The sequence below is a fragment of the Saccharothrix isguenensis genome, from assembly GCF_052936305.1.
This window is the reverse complement of the sequence record NZ_CP193626.1, coordinates 7699647-7720399: the sequence shown is the minus strand read 5'-3', so window position 1 is coordinate 7720399 and position 20753 is coordinate 7699647. Positions and strand designations below refer to the sequence as shown.

Annotated in this window: 21 protein-coding genes; 10 read left to right on the top strand and 11 right to left on the bottom strand. The window is 70.3% G+C overall.

Features of this window, described 5'->3' with window-relative positions:
- Position 1 precedes the first annotated feature (1 nt).
- From ACRAKI_RS34915 to ACRAKI_RS34890, 6 genes are all read right to left on the bottom strand, one after another.
- Positions 2–847 (bottom strand): sulfurtransferase, encoded by an 846-nt coding sequence (locus ACRAKI_RS34915; RefSeq protein WP_447004718.1) that lies wholly within the window; start codon positions 845–847, stop codon positions 2–4.
- A gap of 25 nt (positions 848–872) precedes the next feature.
- Complete coding sequence (locus ACRAKI_RS34910; RefSeq protein WP_447004717.1) at positions 873–1325, bottom strand: DUF4395 domain-containing protein; 453 nt, start codon at positions 1323–1325, stop codon at positions 873–875.
- A gap of 106 nt (positions 1326–1431) precedes the next feature.
- Positions 1432–1503, bottom strand: coding sequence for a putative leader peptide (locus tag ACRAKI_RS34905; protein WP_447008599.1), 72 nt, complete (start codon positions 1501–1503; stop codon positions 1432–1434).
- 72 nt (positions 1504–1575) lie between these two features.
- Positions 1576–2001: a TlpA family protein disulfide reductase gene (locus tag ACRAKI_RS34900; protein WP_447004716.1), complete on the bottom strand. Its 426-nt coding sequence runs from the start codon at positions 1999–2001 to the stop codon at positions 1576–1578.
- Positions 2002–2799 (bottom strand): LmeA family phospholipid-binding protein, encoded by a 798-nt coding sequence (locus ACRAKI_RS34895; protein ID WP_447004715.1) that lies wholly within the window; start codon positions 2797–2799, stop codon positions 2002–2004.
- Positions 2796–3596 (bottom strand): alpha/beta hydrolase family protein, encoded by an 801-nt coding sequence (locus ACRAKI_RS34890; protein ID WP_447004714.1) that lies wholly within the window; start codon positions 3594–3596, stop codon positions 2796–2798. Before ACRAKI_RS34890 ends, ACRAKI_RS34895 begins: the two co-directional genes overlap by 4 nt.
- Positions 3597–3770: 174 nt before the next feature.
- On the opposite strand from ACRAKI_RS34890, the gene ACRAKI_RS34885 reads away from it, so the two are divergent.
- From ACRAKI_RS34885 to ACRAKI_RS34840, 10 genes are all read left to right on the top strand, one after another.
- Positions 3771–4526 carry a winged helix-turn-helix domain-containing protein gene (locus ACRAKI_RS34885; RefSeq protein WP_447004713.1) on the top strand — a complete coding sequence of 252 codons (756 nt, stop codon included), beginning with the start codon at positions 3771–3773 and terminating at the stop codon, positions 4524–4526.
- Positions 4527–4594: 68 nt separating this feature from the next.
- Complete coding sequence (gene mshD / locus ACRAKI_RS34880; RefSeq protein ID WP_447004712.1) at positions 4595–5473, top strand: mycothiol synthase; 879 nt, start codon at positions 4595–4597, stop codon at positions 5471–5473.
- Between the two features lie 192 nt (positions 5474–5665).
- Positions 5666–6787 (top strand): phosphate ABC transporter substrate-binding protein PstS, encoded by a 1122-nt coding sequence (pstS, locus tag ACRAKI_RS34875; protein WP_447004711.1) that lies wholly within the window; start codon positions 5666–5668, stop codon positions 6785–6787.
- A gap of 34 nt (positions 6788–6821) precedes the next feature.
- The gene (gene pstC / locus ACRAKI_RS34870) at positions 6822–7877 is read left to right on the top strand and encodes a phosphate ABC transporter permease subunit PstC (RefSeq protein ID WP_447004710.1); all 1056 of its coding nucleotides are present in this window, start codon (positions 6822–6824) and stop codon (positions 7875–7877) included.
- Positions 7874–8788, top strand: a complete 915-nt coding sequence (pstA, locus tag ACRAKI_RS34865; protein ID WP_447004709.1) for a phosphate ABC transporter permease PstA — start codon at positions 7874–7876, stop codon at positions 8786–8788. Before pstC ends, pstA begins: the two co-directional genes overlap by 4 nt.
- A gap of 10 nt (positions 8789–8798) precedes the next feature.
- Positions 8799–9575 (top strand): phosphate ABC transporter ATP-binding protein PstB, encoded by a 777-nt coding sequence (pstB, locus tag ACRAKI_RS34860; RefSeq protein WP_447004708.1) that lies wholly within the window; start codon positions 8799–8801, stop codon positions 9573–9575.
- Between the two features lie 851 nt (positions 9576–10426).
- Positions 10427–10828, top strand: a complete 402-nt coding sequence (locus ACRAKI_RS34855; RefSeq protein ID WP_447004707.1) for a hypothetical protein — start codon at positions 10427–10429, stop codon at positions 10826–10828.
- 229 nt (positions 10829–11057) lie between these two features.
- Positions 11058–11390, top strand: a complete 333-nt coding sequence (locus tag ACRAKI_RS34850; protein WP_447004706.1) for a hypothetical protein — start codon at positions 11058–11060, stop codon at positions 11388–11390.
- A gap of 18 nt (positions 11391–11408) precedes the next feature.
- A complete protein-coding gene (locus ACRAKI_RS34845) occupies positions 11409–12974 on the top strand; it encodes a hypothetical protein (RefSeq protein ID WP_447004705.1) in 1566 nt (521 codons plus the stop codon).
- Positions 12971–13768: an ESX secretion-associated protein EspG gene (locus ACRAKI_RS34840; protein ID WP_447004704.1), complete on the top strand. Its 798-nt coding sequence runs from the start codon at positions 12971–12973 to the stop codon at positions 13766–13768. Before ACRAKI_RS34845 ends, ACRAKI_RS34840 begins: the two co-directional genes overlap by 4 nt.
- Before the next feature lie 6 nt (positions 13769–13774).
- On the opposite strand, the gene phoU is transcribed toward ACRAKI_RS34840, so the two are convergent.
- From phoU to dusB, 5 genes are all read right to left on the bottom strand, one after another.
- Complete coding sequence (phoU, locus tag ACRAKI_RS34835; RefSeq protein WP_447004703.1) at positions 13775–14446, bottom strand: phosphate signaling complex protein PhoU; 672 nt, start codon at positions 14444–14446, stop codon at positions 13775–13777.
- An 80-nt stretch (positions 14447–14526) separates the two neighbouring features.
- Positions 14527–17868 (bottom strand): LCP family glycopolymer transferase, encoded by a 3342-nt coding sequence (locus ACRAKI_RS34830; protein WP_447004702.1) that lies wholly within the window; start codon positions 17866–17868, stop codon positions 14527–14529.
- A gap of 210 nt (positions 17869–18078) precedes the next feature.
- Positions 18079–18942 carry a GGDEF domain-containing protein gene (locus ACRAKI_RS34825; protein WP_447004701.1) on the bottom strand — a complete coding sequence of 288 codons (864 nt, stop codon included), beginning with the start codon at positions 18940–18942 and terminating at the stop codon, positions 18079–18081.
- 180 nt (positions 18943–19122) lie between these two features.
- A complete protein-coding gene (locus tag ACRAKI_RS34820; protein WP_447004700.1) occupies positions 19123–19572 on the bottom strand; it encodes a hypothetical protein in 450 nt (149 codons plus the stop codon).
- Between the two features lies 1 nt (position 19573).
- A complete protein-coding gene (gene dusB / locus ACRAKI_RS34815) occupies positions 19574–20722 on the bottom strand; it encodes a tRNA dihydrouridine synthase DusB (protein ID WP_447004699.1) in 1149 nt (382 codons plus the stop codon).
- Between the last annotated feature and the right edge of the window lie 31 nt (positions 20723–20753).

Genomic DNA, 20753 nt, shown 5'->3' with positions numbered 1-20753 from the left:
GTCAGGCCTCCTTGCCGCTGCCGAGCTCGACCGGCACGCCGACGAGCGAGCCGTACTCGGTCCAGGAACCGTCGTAGTTCTTCACGTCCTCGTGGCCGAGCAGCTCGTGCAGCGCGAACCACGTGTGCGACGAGCGCTCGCCGATGCGGCAGTAGGCGATCGTCTTGCGCGAGCCGTCGAACCCGGCCTCGCCGTAGATCCGGGCCAGCTCCTCGTCCGACTTGAACGTGCCGTCCTCGTTGGCCGCCTTGCTCCACGGCACGTTGATCGCGCTCGGGATGTGGCCGCCGCGCTGCGCCTGCTCCTGCGGCAGGTGCGCGGGCGCCAGCAGCTTGCCGGAGAACTCGTCGGGCGAGCGCACGTCGACCAGGTTCTTCTTGCCGATCGCGTCGACGACCTCGTCGCGGAACGCGCGGATCGCCAGGTCCTGCTCCTGGGCGGTGTAGCTGGTCGCCTGGCGCTCGACCTGCTCCTTGTCCAGCGGACGGCCGTCCAGCTCCCACTTCTTCCGGCCTCCGTCGAGGAGCTTCACGCTGTCGTGGCCGTACAGCTTGAAGTACCAGTACGCGTACGCGGCGAACCAGTTGTTGTTGCCGCCGTACAAGATCACGTTGTCGTCGTTGGAGATGCCCTTGGCGGACAGCAGCTTCTCGAAGCCCGCGCGGTCCACGAAGTCGCGGCGCACCGGGTCCTGCAACTCGGTCTTCCAGTCGATCCTCACCGCGCCCGGGATGTGGCCCCCGTCGTAGGCGGAGGTGTCCTCGTCGACCTCCACGAACACCACGCCGGGCGTGGCGAGGTTCTCCTCGGCCCAAGCGGCCGAGACCAGGACGTCTTCACGGCTCATCGAAGCTGCTCCAATTTCTTCGTTCTTACTGCGACGGTGTCGACTGGGGTCGGGCGAGTGCGGGTGCGTAGCGGCGCAGGAGCAGGTACATCTCGCAGCCGAGGCACAGGCCGAGCGCGGCGTTGAGCAGCGCGGCGACCAGTGCGCCGGACGTGGCGACGACTCCGAGCGCGGTCAGTCCCGAGGCGTACCCGATCGTGCCCACCAGGGCGAACACGAACCCGACGCCCTGCGCGAACCGCAGCGGGGCGGCTTCCTCGCGCTCGGCGGTCGGCGTGATCCGCGGCTGGACGGCGTACCGGTAGACGTGGCCCCAGGGGTTGAGCTTGAGCGAGATGAACGCGCACATCGCGAACAGCACGGTCTGCGCGGCCAGCAACCGCCACGACCCGGTCAGCAGGACGACCGCCAGCACGGCGGTGGTTATCCAGGCGCTGAAACGCGGACCACGCGGATCCACAGGGGCATCTTTCGGCACGGCGACCTCCTGACGGTGGACAAGACTGGGTAGTCCGTCTTCAGGCGGTGTTAGGTGCAGGCGCACACGTCCGTCAAGGGCGTGCGGACTGCCGGTGACCGCCCGGTCAGCGCGCCGCGCGACACAGGCTGCTGCGCACGCGGCAGAGGTCCACCGCGAGTCGCTTGGTCAGCAGCATGGTCATGGGTTCGAGACTAGCCGCTCATCTCTGCTGTCGGGAGGGGCGTCCACCTGGTGGGAGTCGGCAGGTTCACCCGATCAGCCCAGGCAGGTGTGGGCGCAAAGCCGCAATGAGCGCGTCCCGCTTCGGCAGGCCGCCGACGCGCAGGAGTTCCGCACCCGACCCGTCCAGCGCGAGCGTCGTCGGCGCGCGCAGCACGCCCAGTTCGGCCGCGACCTCCGGCAGGTCCGTCACGTCGAGCTCGACGTGGCGCAGCCCCTCGGTGCGGTGGGCCAGGTCTTCGAGCAGCGCCTTGGTCTGCCGGCACGTGGCGCAGAACGTCGTGGACACCTGCACCAGCGTGACGTGCGCGTCCGGGGCGAGGAGGTCGCGCACCGGGGCGGGCAGCCGGGCGCCGGGCCGGGGGGCGCGCACCCGACCGTTCCGCGCGCGCAGCACCACGCCGATCACGGCCACCACCGCGACCGCGCCGAGCAGTGCCCAGGCCCCGGTCATTCAGCTTCCCCCGTCCAACGGGATGTCGCTGATGGCGCCTTCCACGGTCAACGCGCCGCTCTCCACCTTGACGGCGGTCGGGGTCACCGTGAAGGGCAGCTGGCCCGGGTTGATGGTCACGCTCAACGCCTCGCGCACCACGCCGAGCACCGCGTCCAGCCCGGCCAGCGCCGTGTCGTCCAGCTCCACGTCGTTCATCGAGATCACCACGTCGCCGTTGACCAGCGCCACCGTGCCGTACGCGGTGATGCGGATCTTGCGGCTCGCCACCGTGGTGTTGCCGGACAGCTTCACCGCCGCGACCGTCGGGTCCGCCTCCTGCCCCGGGGGCAGCTCGGTGCGGGTGTCGGGCTCGATGGCCATGTCGGTGAACGGCGTGACCTGGTTGACCACCCGGTTCAGGTCGTTCGCCTTGATCTTGACGCTGCCCTGCACCTGGTCGATCTTCGCACCGCGGGTGTTGCCGGCCAGCAGGTCCGACAGGCCGATCCGGACGTGGCGGAGGTTCGCGTGGATCTCCAGGTCCCGCAGTTGGTCGCGCACCGGCACGCCGGTGGCGCTGATCTCGATGTCCCGGTAGTCACCCGCGATGGCCTGCGTGATGAACGGGAAGCCGTTGATCCGCACCGACGGGTCCTCGCTCAGCACCAGCTTCTGCCGCATCTTCTGCGCGACCTGGTACTCGCCCGCCGCAGCCAGCGCGAAGTCGGCCGCGACCAGCAGCCCGCCCACCACCAGCAGGGTGATGATCAGCTTGCGGCCCCGCGTGGGACGGCGCTTGGTCTCGGTCGCGGTCATCGCCTGCCCTTTGTCCGGTCGTCGTGCGCGGTCTGGTCGTCGATCTGGCCGCAGCTGTGGTCGTCGGCCCGGGTCGGCCGCGAGCGCTCGTCCAGCCAGGTCGCCACCCGGTCTACCAGAGCGGGCGTCATGGAGGACTCGGCGTGCCTCATGCCGGGCTCCAGCCACAGCTCCGCGTCGCCGCCCGCCGCCTTGTGCAGCGCGACGGCGTGCGCGGGGCTGAAGTAGTGGTCCTGCTCACCGTGCACGATCAGCAGCGGTGTCGGCGCGATGCGGTGCACGACCTCCAGCGGGCTCTCCGGCGGCGTCACCCACGGCGGGCCGAGGCGCACGCCCAGCGCGCGGGCGGCGAGCCGGCCGTGCGGCTGTTCGAGCAGCCAGTGGACGCGGCGCATGGCCACCGTGTCGCGCACCCACCAGCGCGAGGGACCGCTGACGGCCGCCACGGCGTCCGGTCTGTCCTCGTGCAGACCCGCGTGGCGCAGGGCGATGGACGCGCCCATGGAGAACCCCACCGTCGCCACGCGTCGGTACCCGAGCCTCCGGGCGAGCGAGACGCCGGCCGCGAGGTCGTGGATTTCATCACTGCCCACCGAGGACCGGCCGGCGGACCTGCCGTGGCCGCGGAAGTCGAGGGCGACGACCCCGCCGTGGTGCGAGAACCGCCGCAACACCCGGCTGACGAAAGGTTTTCGCACGTGGTTCGTGAAGCCGTGACCGACCACGAAGGCGAGATCCGTCACCGTCGGTGTTGATCTCACATGCACACCGTGCAGGAGGACAGCGTCGTGTGACATGGATGTAACAGGCGTGACGCTTGTGGAAACAACTGTGACCCTGACCTGCTGACCTGGGTCTTTCGTGGTGTGCACCGGTATCGTCTCCGTCATCCGCAGGCAACGGGGCCCGGTCACCGTACTTCGCTGTGCCTGGTCGGTGACCAAGCACCGGCCGAACGAGAGGGCGCCGCGATGAGTATCGACGTGCTGCTGTTGACCACGGACTCCGACCCCGAGGCGGTTCTCCCCGCGCTGTCGCTCCTCCCGCACGAAGTCCGTCCGCTGCGCCCGGAGGTGTCGGCGCTGCTGGAAGCCGGCCCCCACGACGTCGTGCTGGTCGACGCGCGGACCGACCTGGCCGCCGCCCGCAGCCTGTGCCGCCTGCTGGACTCCAGCGGGGTGGACGTGCCCGTGGTGGCGGTCGTCACCGAGGGCGGTCTGGTCGCGGTGAACTCCGACTGGAGCGTGGACGAGATCCTGCTCCCCACCTCCGGCCCGGCCGAGGTGGACGCCCGGCTGCGCCTGGTGCGCTCCCGGCGCGGCACCACGCAGCCCGGCGGCGACGGCTCGATCCAGCTCGGTGAGCTGGTCATCGACGAGGCCACGTACACGGCCCGCCTGCGCGGACGCCCGCTCGACCTGACCTACAAGGAGTTCGAGCTGCTGAAGTACCTGGCGCAGCACGCCGGCCGGGTGTTCACCCGGGCGCAGCTGCTCCAGGAGGTGTGGGGCTACGACTTCTTCGGCGGCACGCGGACCGTGGACGTGCACGTCCGGCGCCTGCGCGCGAAGCTCGGCCCCGAGCACGAGTCGCTCATCGGCACCGTGCGCAACGTCGGCTACAAGTTCGTCCGCCCGCCGCGCCCCGGCAGCGCCCGCCGCGTCGAGCACGCCATCGAGGCGCCGGAGACGACCATCGACGAAGCGGAGCTGATCTTCCGGGCCTGACGGCCGTCCGCGGATCTTCCCCGGGCGGTTCTCCCTCCGGACCGGATCTCTGCGGGTAGGTTTTCGGTGTGCAATCGACGTGGTTCGAGGAGCTGTCCCCCGAGCAGGCCGACGAGGTCTCCAACCTGCTCGGGGCCGCCCAAGCCGCCGACGGCGTGGCCCCCGTCGGCGAGGCCGTGATCCTGCGCCTCCAGCCGGACGCCCGAGGTAGCCGGCACCTCCTGGTCCACGACGGGGACGTGCTGGTCGGCTACCTGCACGTGGACGTGTTCGGTGACGCCGACGGCAACGAGGTCGCCGAACTGGCCGTCCACCCGGACCACCGCCGCCGCGGTGTCGGCAGCGCGCTGTTCGAAGCGGTCGCCGACCGCCCCAAGCCGCTCCGCATCTGGTCGCACGGCGGCCACCCGGGCGCCGAGGCCCTCGCGGCCAAGTTCGGCTTCGGCAAGGTCCGCGAACTGCTGCGCCTGCGCCGCCCGCTCGACGCCGACCTGCCCGAGCCCGTGCTGCCCGACGGCGTCACGCTGCGCACGTTCGTACCCGGCCGGGACGAGGCCGCCGTCGTGTACGTCAACCACCGCGCGTTCTCGTGGCACCCCGAGCAGGGCGCGATGAGCATCGAGGACCTGCGGCAGAAGGAAGAGCAGCCGTGGTTCGACCCGGCCGGGTTCCTGCTGGCGGTCGACCGCGAGGAACGGCTCCTCGCCTTCCACTGGACGAAGGCGCACTCCGCCGAGCTAGGCGAGGTGTACGTGGTGGGCGTCGACCCGGACGCGCAGGGCGGCGGGCTCGGCAAGGCCATCACCCTCGCGGGCCTGGCGCACCTCCGTGACACGGGGCTCAAGGACGTCATGCTGTACGTCGAATCCGACAACGGTGCGGCACTGTCCGTGTACAACCGGTTGGGATTTGCGCGCTGGGACTCGGACGTCCAATACGCCCGGTAGTGACAAACCCATCACGCCATGCAAACGTGCAGGTCACGAGACACCCAAAAGGCGGTGTACTCCGTCACCTCCTGTGTGGAGTTCACCTCTCGTTCACCTTTTTCTGGGGGCCTGTCCACCCTCACTGCCTACCGTCCGTGTCGAGCGGCGGAGCTTCGCCGCGACATCCGTTCCGTAGCTGGAGGACTCCAGGTGAAGACCAAGCGACACGGCGCCGTACTCGGCCTGATCGCGGCCGGTGCGCTTCTGCTCACCGCGTGTGGTAGCGACGAGAACGCACCCGTGGGCCAGGCCCCGGCGACCGGCGAGTCGTCGGCGAACCCGGTCGAGTGTGGTGGCAAGTCGAAGCTCAGCGCAGAGGGCTCTTCCGCGCAGAAGAACGCGATGGACACCTTCGTCCAGGCGTACCAGCAGAAGTGCCAGGGCGCGGACCTCGCGTACAACGCCTCCGGCTCCGGTGCGGGCGTGAAGCAGTTCATCGGCGGTCAGGTCGACTTCGGCGGCTCCGACTCGCCGCTGTCCGAGAGCAAGGGCGAGGTCGCCAAGGCGGCCGAGCGCTGCCAGGGCAACCCGGCGTGGAACCTGCCGCTCGTGTTCGGCCCCGTCGCGGTCGGCTACAAGCTGGAGGGCGTCACCGACCTCACGCTGTCCGGCGAGCTCATCGCCAAGATCTTCAACGGCTCCGTGACGAAGTGGAACGACCCGGCCATCGCCGCCCTGAACGGCAGCGCCACGCTGCCCGACAAGGACATCAAGGTCGTCTACCGCTCGGACGAGTCCGGCACCACGGACAACTTCCAGCTGTACCTCGACGCCGCCTCGAACGGCGCGTGGACGCAGGGCGCGGGCAAGCAGTTCAAGGGCGGTGTCGGCGAGGCCAAGGAGAAGTCCGCCGGTGTCGCGCAGGCCGTCGGCTCCATCGACGGTGCCATCACCTACGTCGAGCTGTCCTTCGCCCAGGACAACAAGCTGTCCGTCGCCAAGATCGACAACGGCTCCGGCCCGGTCGAGCTGAACGAGGCGTCGGTCGGCAAGGCCATCGACGGCGCGAAGATCAAGGGCGCCGGCAACGACCTGGTGCTCGACCTCGACTCGATCTACGGCTCCACCGAGGCCGGCACCTACCCGCTGCTGCTCGCCACCTACGAGATCGTCTGCTCGAAGGGCTACGACGCCGAGACCGCGAAGGCCATCAAGGCGTTCCTCACGGTCGCGGCGACCGACGGCCAGGCGGGTCTCGCGGACGCGGGCTACGCTCCCGTGCCCGAGGCCTTCCAGGAGAAGTTGCTGACCGCCATCAAGGCGATCGCCTGATCAGGCCGGCACACTCTTCGGGAACGCCATTGCGATGAACGACCGCACAGTGGCCCCACGCCCCGCGGGCACCGGTTCGACCGGTGCCCGCGCGGGCGTTCCGGCCGCCAGACCCGACTCGGAGGCTCCGATTCCCCCGACCACGGAAGCCGACCAGAAGACCATCGTCCGGCCGGGTGACCGGATCTTCGCAGGCCTGGCCACCGGGTCGGGCATCTTCATCGTGGTCCTGATCGCGGCTATCGGCGTCTTCCTGCTGCTCCAGGCCATCCCCTCGCTCGCGCTGGACCAGGTCAACTTCCTGACCAGCCGCGAGTGGTCGACCGGCGACGTCGACAACATGCGGTACGGCATCCTGGACCTGTTCCTGGTGACCGTCGTGTCGGCCGCGTTCGCGCTGGTCATCGCCATGCCGATCGCCCTGGGCATCGCCCTGTTCCTCACCCAGTACGCGCCCCGCCGGCTGGCCCGGCCGTTCGCGTACGTCATCGACCTGCTGGCCGCCGTGCCGTCGATCATCTTCGGCCTGTGGGGCCTGCTCGTGCTCGGCCCGGTGCTGACCCCGGTCGGCCAGTGGCTGACCTCGAACCTCGGCTGGATCCCGCTGTTCGCCGAGGGCAACGTCAGCATCGAGCTGGGCGGCACCATCTTCACCGCCGGCATCGTGCTGGCCGTGATGATCCTGCCGATCATCACCGCGGTCAGCCGCGAGGTGTTCGACCGCACCCCGGTCACCCACGTCGAGGGCGCCATCGCGTTGGGCGCCACCAAGTGGGAGGTCGTGCGGACCACCGTGCTGCCGTTCGGCAAGGCCGGCTACGTCAGCGCCTCCATGCTCGGCCTCGGCCGGGCGCTCGGCGAGACGATCGCGTTGACGATCATCCTCAGCGGCACCGGCGCGGCGTTCGGGTGGAGCCTGTTCGACGGTGGCGCGACGTTCGCGTCGAAGATCGCGCTCGCCGCGCCCGAGTTCAACGACCCGCGGACGGCCGGCGCGTACATCGCCGCAGGCCTGGTGCTGTTCGTGCTGACCTTCGGCGTCAACGCCATCGCCCGGTCCATCGTCGCCGGTCACAAGGAGTACGAATGACGACCGACACGGCGGACCTGAACCGCCTCGCCACGCCGCCGACCTTCCAGAGCGTCAGCGGTGGGCGCAAGTTCAAGAACGCCGTCGCCTCGGCGCTGGTGTACGGGGCGTTCCTCGTCGCGATCGTGCCGCTGATCTGGGTGCTGTTCGTGGTGGTCGAACGCGGGTTCCCGGTGGTGCTCAACGGCGACTGGTGGCAGAAGTCGCTGTCCGGCCTGCTGTCCCGCCAGCAGGGCGGCGGCGTCTACCACGCGATCTACGGCACGCTGGTCCAAGGCCTGGTGTGCGGTGTGCTGTCGGTGCCGCTCGGCTTGTTCGTCGGTGTGTACCTGGTGGAGTACGGCGGCCGGTCCAAGCTGTCCAAGGCCACCACGTTCATGGTCGACATCCTGACCGGTGTGCCGTCCATCGTGGCCGCGCTGTTCGTCTACACCCTGTGGATCACGTACTTCGGGTTCGGCCGCAGCGGTTTCGCGGTGTCGCTCGCGCTGGTGCTGCTGATGGTGCCGGTGATCGTGCGGACCACCGAGGAAATGCTGAAGATCGTGCCGGACGAGCTGCGTGAGGCGTCCTACGCGCTGGGCATCCCGAAGTGGAAGACGATCGTGAAGGTCGTCATCCCCACGGCGCTGTCCGGCATCATCACCGGCATCATGCTGGCCCTCGCCAGGGTCATGGGCGAAACCGCGCCGGTGCTCGTGCTCGCCGCGTACGCGCCTTACATCAACTACAACCTGTTCGAAGGGCCGATGGCGTCGCTGCCGCTGCTCATGACGTCGGAGCGGAACAACCCGACCGATGCCGGTTTCGAGCGGATCTGGGGTGCGGCGATCACCCTGGTCATCATCATCACGCTGTTCAACCTGCTGGCTACCGTGATCTCGCGGTGGCTGGCTCCGAAGACGAAGTGAGCGGGCGGTCATGGCCAAGCGCATCGACGTGAAAGACCTGAACCTCTACTACGGCAAGTTCCACGCCGTGCAGGAGGTCTCGCTCGCCGTGCCGCCGAAGAACGTGACGGCGTTCATCGGCCCGTCCGGTTGCGGGAAGTCCACCGTGCTGCGGTCGCTGAACCGCATGCACGAGGTGGCGCCCGGGGCGCGGGTGGAGGGCACCGTGCTGCTGGACGGGGAGGACATCTACGCGTCCCCCGTGGACCCGGTGCAGGTGCGGCGGACCATCGGCATGGTGTTCCAGCGCCCCAACCCGTTCCCGACGATGTCCATCCGGGACAACGTGGTGGCGGGGCTGAAGCTGGCGGGTGAGCGGAACAAGAAGAAGCTCGACGAGGTGGCCGAGCAGTCGTTGCGCGGGGCGAACCTGTGGAACGAGGTGAAGGACCGCCTCGACCGGCCCGGTGGCGGGTTGTCGGGTGGTCAGCAGCAGCGGTTGTGCATCGCGCGGGCGATCGCCGTGCAGCCGGACGTGCTGCTGATGGACGAGCCGTGCTCGGCGTTGGACCCCATCTCGACCCTGGCGATCGAGGACCTGATCACGGAGTTGAAGAAGGAGTACACGATCGTCATCGTGACCCACAACATGCAGCAGGCCGCGCGGGTCAGCGACCAGACGGCGTTCTTCAACCTGCTGGGCGTCGGTCAGCCGGGTCGGCTGATCGAGGTGGACGACACCGAGAAGATCTTCTCGAACCCGAACCAGAAGGCCACGGAGGACTACATCTCCGGCCGTTTCGGCTGATCCTCGGCTCGACCCGTCAGAGCCCTCCCACTGCTGGTGGGAGGGCTCTTGCGCGTTCAGGGTTCGCGGGAAGCGATCGGGAACTATCGCGACGTCGACAGTCCGACCGCAAGCACCCGCCAACGCCACTGAGGGTGGCGACAGTTGATCAAGGGATCGCCTACCCGCGTCGTCTTGGCGCTGACGGTGCTGTGCGCCGTCGTCACCGGTTGCACACGGCGGGAACGGCCACGCCAGGGGCCACCGTGTCGACGACGACCGAGCAGGCCTCGAAGACCACCACCAGGCGAAGCAGTCCACCGGCGGTGACACGCTCGCAGACTTCGGCCCGTGCGCGGTCCTGGAGTCCGTGGCGTCGCAGCTGAACCTCACGGAGATCGAGGCGACAGGTGATCGCGAGTGCCTCGCCGAGTACTCGGCGACCATGTCGACCGCAGTCGACCTATGCCGATGAGAACGAGGACGCGTTGCGTGCCGGAGCTCGCGCAGGGGCAGCTTGAGCAGTCGGTGGAGAGTCACCTCTGCCGCTCGTGCCTGCCAGCTCGCATTGCCTTTGTCGGTGACCACAGAGAGCTGCCGCCCCCCTTGCTGGTGGCCCGGTCGCCGGCAAGCGAGTGGAGTGGCGGCAGAGTCGGCTCGAAGGTACTTCGCCGACGCCACCGCCTGGTGAGTAGCGCTGCCCAGGGTGCTCAGTGGTCTTGTCGCGAGCCCTTCTACCTGCGGCGGGAGGGCTCTCGCGCGTTCGGGTGACAGCGGAACCGTGCGCTCGCCCCTAGCGTCGAAATCAAGACATGGTCCTCCTTTCGGAGGTACCGTGACGGCTGGGATCGGCAGACTCGCAGGGGGTAACCGTGGCGGTGGAAGGTGCGTGGAGCGCACAGTCCATGCAGGCGATGACGGCCAACATGGTCGGTCTCAAGCAGGCCGCAGAGTCGGGCTCGTTCGCGATCAGCGAAGACGGTGCCAAGGCGTACATCAAGGCCATCGAGAAGGCCCAGCTCGACCTTCTGGAACTTGACTCCAAGGTCGCAGTGCTGCGGCAGGAGACCAAACTGGGCACCAGCCCCGATGCCCAGGCGATCAGCCGCTACAACATGGATGGTGCACTGGGTGGAGCGGGTACCACCGGCATCATCCCGGCGGTCGAACAGCTGAAGGCGGCGCTGGAAGAAGCGCGGCTGGCTCTCCAGAAGGCGATCGAGAACTATCGTGAAGTCGATGACTCCGCCGCCAACGGCTACCGGCGCTACTGAGATGGGGATGTTGTTGACCAGGAACCTGGTGGTCCGATCCGTCCTTCCGGTCGCTGTGCTCGGCGCGGTGCTGATCGGGTGCTCGGACACCCCGGGCACACCTACGGCGGCAACGACCGTGACTACGACCTCCGCCGTCAACGGCACGGAACGCACGACCACGTCTGCACCCGCCGGTGACACCCTTGCTGACTTCGACGCTTGCGGGCAGCTCGAAGGGGTTGCGCCAGTGCTCGGACTCACTGAGATCAAGGAAGACGGCGTCAAGGAGTGCGTGGCGCGCTACGGCGGGAAGCTCGTGGTTCGCATCAAGGCGTTCCCGGAACTCGGCATCGCCGACTACGTGCCGGGGCCGAACTCGCAGATCTCCGACCTACCGCTGGGCGGTCACAAGGCGAAACGCGTTACCGCGCCGGCCTCGTCCAGCTCATGCGCGGTCACCATCGAGATCACGCCGAGTTCGAGGGTCGACGTCATCGGGTCCGCGAACGCCTCGTTGGACGAAGCCTGTGACGCGGCGACGAAGGTCGCCACCGCCATCGAACCGAAGCTGCCGAAGTAACCCAGGGGGGAGAACGTCGTGACGCCGCCGAACACGCAGCCGCCGCAGGACAACAGCCAGGCGACCCAGGTTACCTACGCCGGTGAGAACGAAGCCGCTCTGCGTGCCGAGTTCGAGCAGGGGCAGCGCGACAACCCGGGCTTGTTCGGCGCGTTCGAGACGATCGCCGACTACGTCCGCTACAAAGCGCAGTCCGCGCAGTACCAGGCCGAGCAGGAGCGGCAGCTCGAGCAGGCGGTGGAGGCCTACCGGCCGCCGCTGTCGCCCCCCGGTTCGCACTACATGGGCTACGACCACAAGGCCCTGAAGTCCATGGTCACCGAGAACATGGCGCCGAGCACCGCGAACGAGCAGGGCGAGGCCTGGACCAAGGTCGGCAACACGCTGGCCCAGCTGCAATCCGACCTCACCAGCGCCACCAGCGCCAGCAAGGGCGCCTGGCAGGGTGCCGCGGCCGAGTCGGCGCAGGGGTACTTCACCAACGTCGCCACCTGGTCCGGCAACGCGGCACAGGGCGCGCAGCTCACCGGCAACAAGCTCTACACCCAGAGCACGGCCGCCGAGCAGGCCAAGAACGCGATGCCCGAACCGGTCGAGTTCAGCACCGCCGACGCCTACAAGATGTTCTTCTCCGAGCCCAACCCCTTCAAGTGGGCCGAGACGATCGACCAGATCGAGCAGAAGTTCGAGGAGAAGCAGCAGGCCCACGAGCGGGCGGCCGAGGTCATGACGACCATGTCCACGAGCTTCCAGGAGTCGGGCTCGACCATGCCCGCCTTCTCCCCGCCCCCGCCGATGGAGGGCGGCGGCACCGGCGAACCGGGCCGGCCCGGCACGGGCGAGATCGGTGGCCGGCCGACCACGCCGAGCGGCGTCGGGACCGGTACGGGCACGGGCACAGGAACCGGCACAGGAACCGGCACCGGCACCGGCATGGGCGACTTCGGCGTGATCCGCCCCGGCGGCAACACGAACCAGTCCGGCTGGAACGGCCCCGGCCCTGGTGGCGGCGGCACGACGTACCCGCCCGGTATCGGTGGCGGCCACAACATCCCGCCCGGCACGGGTCCGGGTCCCTACCCGCCTGGCACCGGCCCGTACCTGCCCGGTCCCAACGGACGGCCGAACGTGCCGCCCACCGGACGTCCCACCGGACCGAACGGCCCCGGCGCCGGACGCTTCCCCGGTGGCCCTGGCGGCCCCGGCACCGGACGCGGCCCGGGCGGCGGTCCCGGTGGTGGCCTCGGTGGTGGCCCCGGCGGCGGACCTGGCGGCATGGCGGCTGCTGGTCGGGGTGGCATGGGCGGCGGGTTCGGGCCCGGCGGCAGCGCCGGCGCGCTCGGTGACTCCCACCGCTCCAGCGCCGGTGGTTTCGGGCCCGGCGGCAGCGGTGGCCCTGGTGGCGCCGGTGCGGCCGGTCGCGGTGGCGCGGCGGGCATGGGTGCCGCGGGCATGGGCGCCGCGGGCGGCGGTCGTGGCCAGGGTGACGAGGACAAGGAGCACAAGGCCGCGTCCTACCTGGTGGAGACCGAGGACGTCTTCGGCGACGGCACCATGGTCGCCCCGCCCGTCATCGGCGGGTGAGCGTGTTCTCGTTCGCCCTGTCGTTCGCTGCCGCCGACATGCTCTGGGAAGACCTGAAGCTCGGCAGCCGGCCCTACCCGTTCGAATTCCCCTACGTCGGGCACACGATCGACGAACGGCGCGGCATCCGCAACGCCGTCTACCGCGACCTGGAGTCGCGCGGCCTGGCGCGTGGTGGCCGGGCCGCGCCCGAGGTGGAGGAAGCGCTCACCTTGTTGGTGCGCTTCGACTTCTCCCTCAACGCGGTCGCGTCGCTCGACGCCCGCAACGTCGAACGCCAGCTCCTCGCACGCGCCGGCGCTGCCGGTGAGAACGCGGCCCTCGCGGTGATGGACGACCGGCAGATCAAGGTCGACCTGATGCGCTCGGCAGCGGTGCTGCGCGCGGTCGTGGACCTCGTGCCGCCCTCGCGTCCCGGCCCCGGCCAGTCGATCACGGTGCCGATGCCCACGTCCGCACCGCCGTCACCGCCGCGCCGTGACGACGATTTCGGCCAGGCCAGGTTCACCCAGGCCATGGCGCCGCGCTCCACCGCGTCCACGCAGGTCCGCGCGCTGGAATCGGTGTTCGAACGCCCTCGCCTTCGGGCCGGGCAGTTCGGCGTCACGGTGCGCGGCAGGCACGGTCGGGAGCAGCGGGCACCGCAGGTCGCGTGGTTCGACAACGACCAGGGCCGCTACATGTCGCAGACCCGGCAGGGGTCGGACGGCCGGAAGTGGCTCACCCACGCCCCCGCCGACAACGCGCGCATCGCCGCCCAGCTCTCCCAGGAGCTGAACGGCCTGCTCACCTGACGGAGCTCAGGGCGACTCGGTGCTGGTGCCGTGGTAGCCGGGCATCCGGCCGGTGACGACGAAGACCGTGCGCTTGGCCACCGACACCGCGTGGTCGGCGAACCGCTCGTAGAACCGGCCGAGCAGCGTGGTGTCGACCGCGGCCGGCACGCCGTGCGCCCACTCCTTGTCCATGATCACCGTGAACAGGTGCCGGTGCAGGTCGTCCATCGCGTCGTCGGCGTCCTCCAGCGACCGCGCCCGCGCCACGTCCTGGGTGCGGATGATGTCGGTCGCCTCACGCGCCAGCTCGACCGCGATGCGGCCCATCTCGGCGAAGTACGGCCGCACCGTGTCCGGCAGCACGGGGTTCGGGTGCCTGCGCCGCGCGGCCTTCGCCACGTGCAGCGCCAGGTCGCCCATCCGCTCCACGCTCTCCGCGGCGTGGATCACCGCGAGCACGATGCGCAGGTCGGTGGCGACGGGCGCCTGCAACGCGAGCAGCGCGTACGCCTGCTCCTCGATGTCGGCGCGCACGTCGTCGATCTTGGTGTCGTCGCCGATCACCTGCTCGGCGAGGGCTAGGTCCGCCCCGAGCAGCGATGTGGTCGCGCGCTCCATCGCGTCGCCGGCCATCCCGCACATCACGGCGAGTTGGTCTGCGAGGTGTCCGAGCTGGTCGTGGTAGGCCTCACGCATGGGCGTCAGCCTACGGTGAGGTCATCGCGGTAGCGACCCACCCCGGTGAACCGGTGGTGAACCCAAGACGTCCAGTCGGTTCAGGCACAGGGATCCTTCGCGGCGTTCACGACGGACAGGTCCTTCGGCGTCGCGGGCTTGTTCGGCGCGGCGCCAACGGATTGCGGCGCCCGGATCTCCTCGTCCCAGCGCGGACCGATCAGCAGCAGCACCGCGCCGCCCATGCCCGCGTCGAAGACCAGCGTCGCACCCGGCACCGAGGACTGCAGCGTCGCCGCGGTGTCCTCACCGCCGATCCCGTACTTGATGACGGTCTTGTCGGTGGGCGGCGCGTTGTCGCTGATGACCACGTCGTAGCCGAGCTGCCGCAGTGCCGTGCTGGTCTCGCGCGCCGCGCCGCCGTTGTCCGGATCACCGTTGCGCACCTGGACCTTCAGGCCCTTGGCGTCGACGACCTTGCCCTGCTTCGGGCCGGGCGGAGGCGCCGGCTGGGCCGCCTTGCCGGGCTCCGGCGTGGTGGTGTCCGGGGCTTCCTCCGGCAACGGCGTGCCGTCGATGATCGCCTGGAACAACGCCTTGGTCTCGGTTTCCTTCAACAGCTCCAGGTTGTCGTCGTGGTCCGGCGTCTCGCCTTCGTCGGTCACGTGCGGGACGGTGATGAAGCTGACCCGGCCCGCTTCCAGGCTCTGCAACGACTGCGCCAGCGTGAGCATGTCGTTCACGCCGATGTTCTGGCCGACGGTGGAGGCGGCGAACGCGTTGAGGAACCCGTTGAGCTTGCTCGGGTTCAGCAGGATCTCCGACGACAGGGCCTTGCGCAGCAAGGCGGACAGGAACTGCTGCTGCCGCGCCACGCGGTCGAAGTCGGTCTTCGTCTCGCCTTCGATCTTGCGGGCGCGCACGTAGTCGAGCGCCTTGCTGCCGTTGATCTCGTACTTGCCCGGCTTGTCGAAGATGACGCCGAGCTCTTCGTCGTCCATCGGCTTCTGCACGCAGACCTCGACGGTGCCGATGGCGTCGACCATGCCCTTGAAGCCGTTGAAGTCCACGCTGATGAAGTGGTTGATGTCCAACCCGGTCAGCTCGGTCATGAACTTGCTGACGCACTTCGGCCCGCCCACCGCGTACGGCTCGTTGGCCTTCACGTTCTCGGCCTTCTCGACCTGGGTGCCGGTGTACTGACCGGTGTTCGGGTCCCACGCCTCGCACTGCGGGCGGGTGATCAGCAGGTCTCGCGGCACGGAGACGACGACCATGCGCTTACGGTCGGCCGGGATGTGGGCGAGCATCAGCACGTCCGAGCGCGCGCCTTGGGTGTCCTCGGCGTTCGGGTCGCCGACGCCGTCCTCCGGTTTGGCGCCCGCGCGGGTGTCCGAGCCGATGATGAGGAAGTTCTCGTCGCCGAGCTGCTTCTCCGCCTGGTGCACGGCGGCTGAGTTGGAGTTCAGCGCGTCGATCTCGATGAACTTGCTGTCGATGTAGAGCATCGCGGCCCAGCCGAGGCCGGTGGACACGAACACCAGGACGGCGGCGGTCAGCGCGACGGCCTTGACCGAGCGGACGATCTTGCTGTGCTTCGCCGTGCGACCGCGGCGACGGGGGCCGTCCTCGTCGGGGACGTCGACCGGTGAGGCGTACTCGGTGGCGTCCTCGTCCTCCTCCTGTGCCTTCCACGGCATGAGCTTCTGCCGGCGCTCCTTGCGGATGCGCTCCTGCTCGGCCAGTTCGTCGTGCACGGCGGAGAAGCGGGCCAGCGTGTGGTCGACCTCGCGACGCTTCTTGACGTCGTCGCTGATGGCCTCCATCTCGGTGGTGAGGCTGGACGGGTCGATGGACTCGCGCGGCTCCGGGCGTTCGCTGCCGAGTCGTTCCGCCGCGGCGGGAGGCGCCTGGTCGAGCGCGGCGGCGCTGTCCGCGGCGAACCTCCGGCCGGCCACGTCACCGGCCGGACGCGGACCGCTGCCGTCGGGACGCCGACCGGTGCTGTCGACGGGTTCAGCCGGAGCGCCTTCGGCGAGACGGCGTGGGCGGCCGGGTTCGTCGGCCGGTGCGCCGGGAGGGCCTTCGGCGAGGCGACGCGGGCGGGCCGCGGGGTCGTCCGGCAGACCGGAAGGGCCTTCGGCAAGACGACGGGGGCCGCTGCCTTGGGGGCGGCCGGCTTCGTCGGCCGGTGCGCCGCCTTCGGCGAGTCGGCGAGGACCGCTGCCGTGGGGTCGGCCGTCGTCCGCGATCGGCGCGCCGTTCTCGGCGAGTCGGCGGGGGCCGCTGCCATCGGGCAGACGACGCCCTGCGGGATCTTCGACCGGCACACCGGGCCTCGGCCCGTCGGCCGGACGGCGCGGATCGGCGGCGAGGTCGTCGGGCCGCGGGCGTCGACCGGTCCGAGGGCCGCCGGTCTGTGCGCTGCCGGTCTGGGAGGCGCCGGGGTGAGCGCCGCCGGTGTGGGGGCCGCCGGTCACGTCGTGCGGGCCGCTGCCGTTCGCGGGTCGGCGAGGGCCGTCAGCCGGCGGAGCGCCGGGGTGCAGCCGCCTGCCGGTGTTCTCGCCCGGTCGCGGGCCGTCCACCCGGCGACCGGGTGTGTCCGGTGCCAGGCTATCGGGACGTCGACGCGGACCACTGCCGTCCGGCGAACGACCGGGTGTGTCGGGGGCGGGGTCCTCGGGACGCCGTCCGCCGCCGTCCTCGATCCGTCGACCCGGCGCGGTGCCGGGGAGGTCGGGGCGCCGGCCGGTGCCGTCCGCGAACCGCCGCGGCGCCGCGGTCTGGTCCTGGGGGCCGCCATCGGGGCGGGGCCGTCCCGTGGCGGGGATCCGCCTGCTCGGCTCGCCCGGCACGTCACCGGGCGCCGGGCGCGAGGCGGGCGCGGGGCGTCGGGGGTCCACGTCGTCCGGTCGGCCCGCGTAGCCGTTCGGCGCACCGCTCGCGGGGCGCGGGCCGCCTTCGGCGAGGCGTCGTCCACCGTCCTCGGGGCGGCGGGCGTCACCGGGGCGTGCTCTGCCGGGCTCGTCGGTCCGACGTCGGGTGTCCTCCGGGCGCGACCGGGGCGTCCGGGTGCCGCCGCCCTCGCCCGTCGCGGCGAAGAAGTCGTTCGACGGCGGTGGCGCGGCGGGACGGCGGCCCGCGGGCGGTGCGCCGCTCGCGGGCCTCGGCCGGGCGGCGGTGTCCTCGTCGGGTGCGGGTGGCGCGTAGTTCGGTGGCGGAGCCGGCCTCTGCGGCGGCTCGGGTGCGGCACGCCTGCCGGTGTCCGACGGGCCGGGAGGAACCGGACGTGGGATGTCCTTGCGGCTGTGCTGCTCCAGCAGGTCGGACACGCTCAACCCGCCGGCGTCCAGGGACCTGCGCCGCCGGCCGGGCGGCGGGTCTTCCTGGGAGGCGTGGTCACCGTCGGGTCCGGGGCCGCCACGGCGGGGTTCGTCGGGCACCCGGTCTCCCTTCAGCTTCGGTCACTAGTGGGTCGTCATCACGAGTTGACGACAGCAAGGACACATTGGTTGCACCAACGGCGTGTCACTTGCCTTGGCGATACTACGGATGACCGCCAGTCCTGACGACCACTCCCGGTGATACAGGGGTCCGAGGTACTCGGTTGCGCGCAGCAGGCTACGCCCGAAAGGGTGAGTGACGATGAGGTGTCAGTAACCGACTACCCGAGATTCGGCGATTCCGCGTCGCCCGGAAGCGGCACCCGCCAGACGGACGCGGCCGTTCTCCCGATAGGCGACGGCGTTGCGTCCTGACTGCTTGGCCGTGTAGAGCAGGCTGTCGGCGCGGAGGAGTTGCTGCTCCGGCGCGACCACCGGACGGCTCGGCGGCTCCGCGGCGGCCGGCTCGTAGGCGAGACCGATGCTGACGGTCACTCGCAATCCGGGCGCGAGCGAAGCCCAGGCGTGACGCTCGACACGCAGCCGCGCCGACTCGGCGACCTCCACCGCCGGCGACGCCTCGAGGCCGGGCAGCACGAGGACGAACTCCTCGCCGCCGTAGCGGGCGCAGAAACCGCCCTCCGGCAGCTCTTCCTGGAGCAGCTCGACCACGCGCTGCAACACGCGGTCACCCAACAGGTGGCCAAACGTGTCATTCACCTGTTTGAACCAGTCGAGGTCGATCAACGCGATCGCGAGCCCGGCCGCCGCGGTGCCGCGCCGGGCGACCAGGTCGACCAGTCGCTCGTCCAGGTATCTGCGGTTGTAGCTGTCGGTGAGGCTGTCCCGGAGGCTCTGCTCGCGCGCCTCGGCGTGCTCGCGGCGCAGCCGGTCGACCTCGCGCCGGAGCTGCTCGGGAACCTGCGGCTGGTCGTCCTGGTCGGCGGAGACCAGGTCGAACGCGGAGCGCAGGTGCTGGTAGGCCTGCCGCCACTGGCCGCGGGAGGCGAGCAGCGCGGCGATCGACTCGTGCAGCTGCACCAGCCCGGTGCCCTCGCTCTCGGGCACGGGCAGGGTCACCCCGGGCCGGCCGTCGCGGTCGGACTCGGCGACTTCCGGTCGCAGTGCGGTCATCACGCTCACCTCCTTACTTGCCAAGGTGTCGTCTCATACGAGGCGGCGCTTGAGCGGGCGGGACACGTCACCGGGGGATTTCCCCCTACTGGTTGACCGTGCACTGCTCCGAACCGGTGACGTTCGGTGATCAACACGCCTCAGCGTGTGCCGAGCGCGTCCAAGCAGCTCAGCCGCGCCTCAGTTGACGCAGGGTGCGAAGCCGTAGGCCTTGCCGTTGAGCAGCACGACGTGCTGCGACCCGATCTGACTGCCGATCTCCGTGCCCTCCTGCACCACCGTGAGCGTGACCGCGACGACCAGCACGACACCGCGGGGGTGTTCGTCCTCGCCGGGCGGCGCCCACTGTGGGTCCAGTCTGAGCGTGGACATCGTCGGCTGCACCTTGATGGTGCCCGAGGGCAGTTCGCAGTCGTCGTCGCGGAAGTCCGGGTGCTGGGTGTCCTGGAGCAGTTCGCGCTGCTCGGCCGTGCCCTGCCCGCCGGCCTCGTTCAGGTCGGCGAAGTATCCGGTGACCAGCGCCCGTTCGACGTCGGTGACCCTCAGCGGGCGCGCCGTGCCGGTGATCGTCGACGCGCACCCCGCCAGGGTGAGGGCACACGCCACCGCCGTCACGGCGCGTACGACCATGTCAGCCACCCGAGTGCATCTCGTCGGCGCCTACCGGCACCGTGGCGTCCTCGGGGTCGTCCAGCCAGCCTTCGGGCAGCACGACCTTGCCGGGTGAACCCTGCCGGCCGCGAGGCTCGTCGGCGTTGTCCGGGAACTCCAGCGTCGGGTCGAGCCGGCCGACCAGGTCGTCCAGCTCGGCGAGGGTGGACACCATGGCGAGGCTGCGCCGCAACTCCGCGCCCACCGGGAAGCCCTTCAAGTACCAGGCCATGTGCTTGCGCAGGTCGCGGATGCCCTTGTCCTCGCCGAGGAAGTCGGCGAGCAGCGCGCCGTGGCGGCGCAGGATGGCGGCGACCTGGCCCAGCGGGGGGCCGGGCGGGATCGGCTCGCCCCGGAACGCCGCCTGCAACTCGCCGAACAGCCACGGGCGGCCCAGGCAGCCGCGGCCGACGACGACGCCGTCGCAGCCGGTCTTGGCGACCATGTCGAGGGCGTCCTGGGCGCTGAAGATGTCGCCGTTGCCCAGCACCGGGATGCTGGTCACGGCCTCTTTCAGGCGGGCGATGGCCGACCAGTCGGCCTGGCCGGAGTACCGCTGGGCCGCGGTGCGGGCGTGCAGGGCAACCGCTTGCGCCCCTTCGTCCTCGGCGATGCGCCCGGCGTCCAGGTAGGTCAGGTGGTCGTCGTCGATGCCGATGCGGAACTTGACCGTCACCGGCACCCCGGCGGGTTCACCGGCGCGGACCGCGGCCCGCACGATCTGCCGGAACAGCTGCCGCTTGTACGGCAGCGCCGCGCCGCCGCCCTTGCGGGTCACCTTGGGCACCGGGCAGCCGAAGTTCATGTCGATGTGATCGGCCCGGTCCTCGGCGACGATGATCCGGGCGGCTTCGGCCATGGACTTCGGGTCCACGCCGTAGAGCTGCATCGAGCGCGGGCGCTCGCCCTCGCCGAAGGTGATCATCTGCATGGTCTTGGCGTCGCGTTCGACGATCGCGCGGGCGGTGATCATCTCGCAGACGTAGAGCGAGGTGGGGCTGCCGAACTCGCGGCACAGCTGTCGGAAGGCCACGTTGGTGATGCCCGCCATGGGTGCGAGCACGACGGCGGGATCGACCGGGTAGCGGCCGATCTTCAGTGGCTGGGTGGCGTGCAGCGCGGTGGACATCGCCGTCCATTGTCACCCAACCCGGCCAGTG

What these genes read in the sequence shown, in the direction of transcription:
- ACRAKI_RS34915 (WP_447004718.1), bottom strand. Translation starts at nt 847, where the DNA reads ATGAGCCGTGAAGACGTCCTGGTCTCGGCCGCTTGGGCCGAGGAGAAC.
- ACRAKI_RS34900 (WP_447004716.1), bottom strand. Translation starts at nt 2,001, where the DNA reads ATGACCGGGGCCTGGGCACTGCTCGGCGCGGTCGCGGTGGTGGCCGTG.
- ACRAKI_RS34895 (WP_447004715.1), bottom strand. Translation starts at nt 2,799, where the DNA reads ATGACCGCGACCGAGACCAAGCGCCGTCCCACGCGGGGCCGCAAGCTG.
- ACRAKI_RS34890 (WP_447004714.1), bottom strand. Translation starts at nt 3,596, where the DNA reads ATGTCACACGACGCTGTCCTCCTGCACGGTGTGCATGTGAGATCAACA.
- ACRAKI_RS34885 (WP_447004713.1), top strand. Translation starts at nt 3,771, where the DNA reads ATGAGTATCGACGTGCTGCTGTTGACCACGGACTCCGACCCCGAGGCG.
- pstC (WP_447004710.1), top strand. Translation starts at nt 6,822, where the DNA reads ATGAACGACCGCACAGTGGCCCCACGCCCCGCGGGCACCGGTTCGACC.
- pstA (WP_447004709.1), top strand. Translation starts at nt 7,874, where the DNA reads ATGACGACCGACACGGCGGACCTGAACCGCCTCGCCACGCCGCCGACC.
- pstB (WP_447004708.1), top strand. Translation starts at nt 8,799, where the DNA reads ATGGCCAAGCGCATCGACGTGAAAGACCTGAACCTCTACTACGGCAAG.
- phoU (WP_447004703.1), bottom strand. Translation starts at nt 14,446, where the DNA reads ATGCGTGAGGCCTACCACGACCAGCTCGGACACCTCGCAGACCAACTC.
- ACRAKI_RS34825 (WP_447004701.1), bottom strand. Translation starts at nt 18,942, where the DNA reads ATGACCGCACTGCGACCGGAAGTCGCCGAGTCCGACCGCGACGGCCGG.
- ACRAKI_RS34820 (WP_447004700.1), bottom strand. Translation starts at nt 19,572, where the DNA reads ATGGTCGTACGCGCCGTGACGGCGGTGGCGTGTGCCCTCACCCTGGCG.
- dusB (WP_447004699.1), bottom strand. Translation starts at nt 20,722, where the DNA reads ATGTCCACCGCGCTGCACGCCACCCAGCCACTGAAGATCGGCCGCTAC.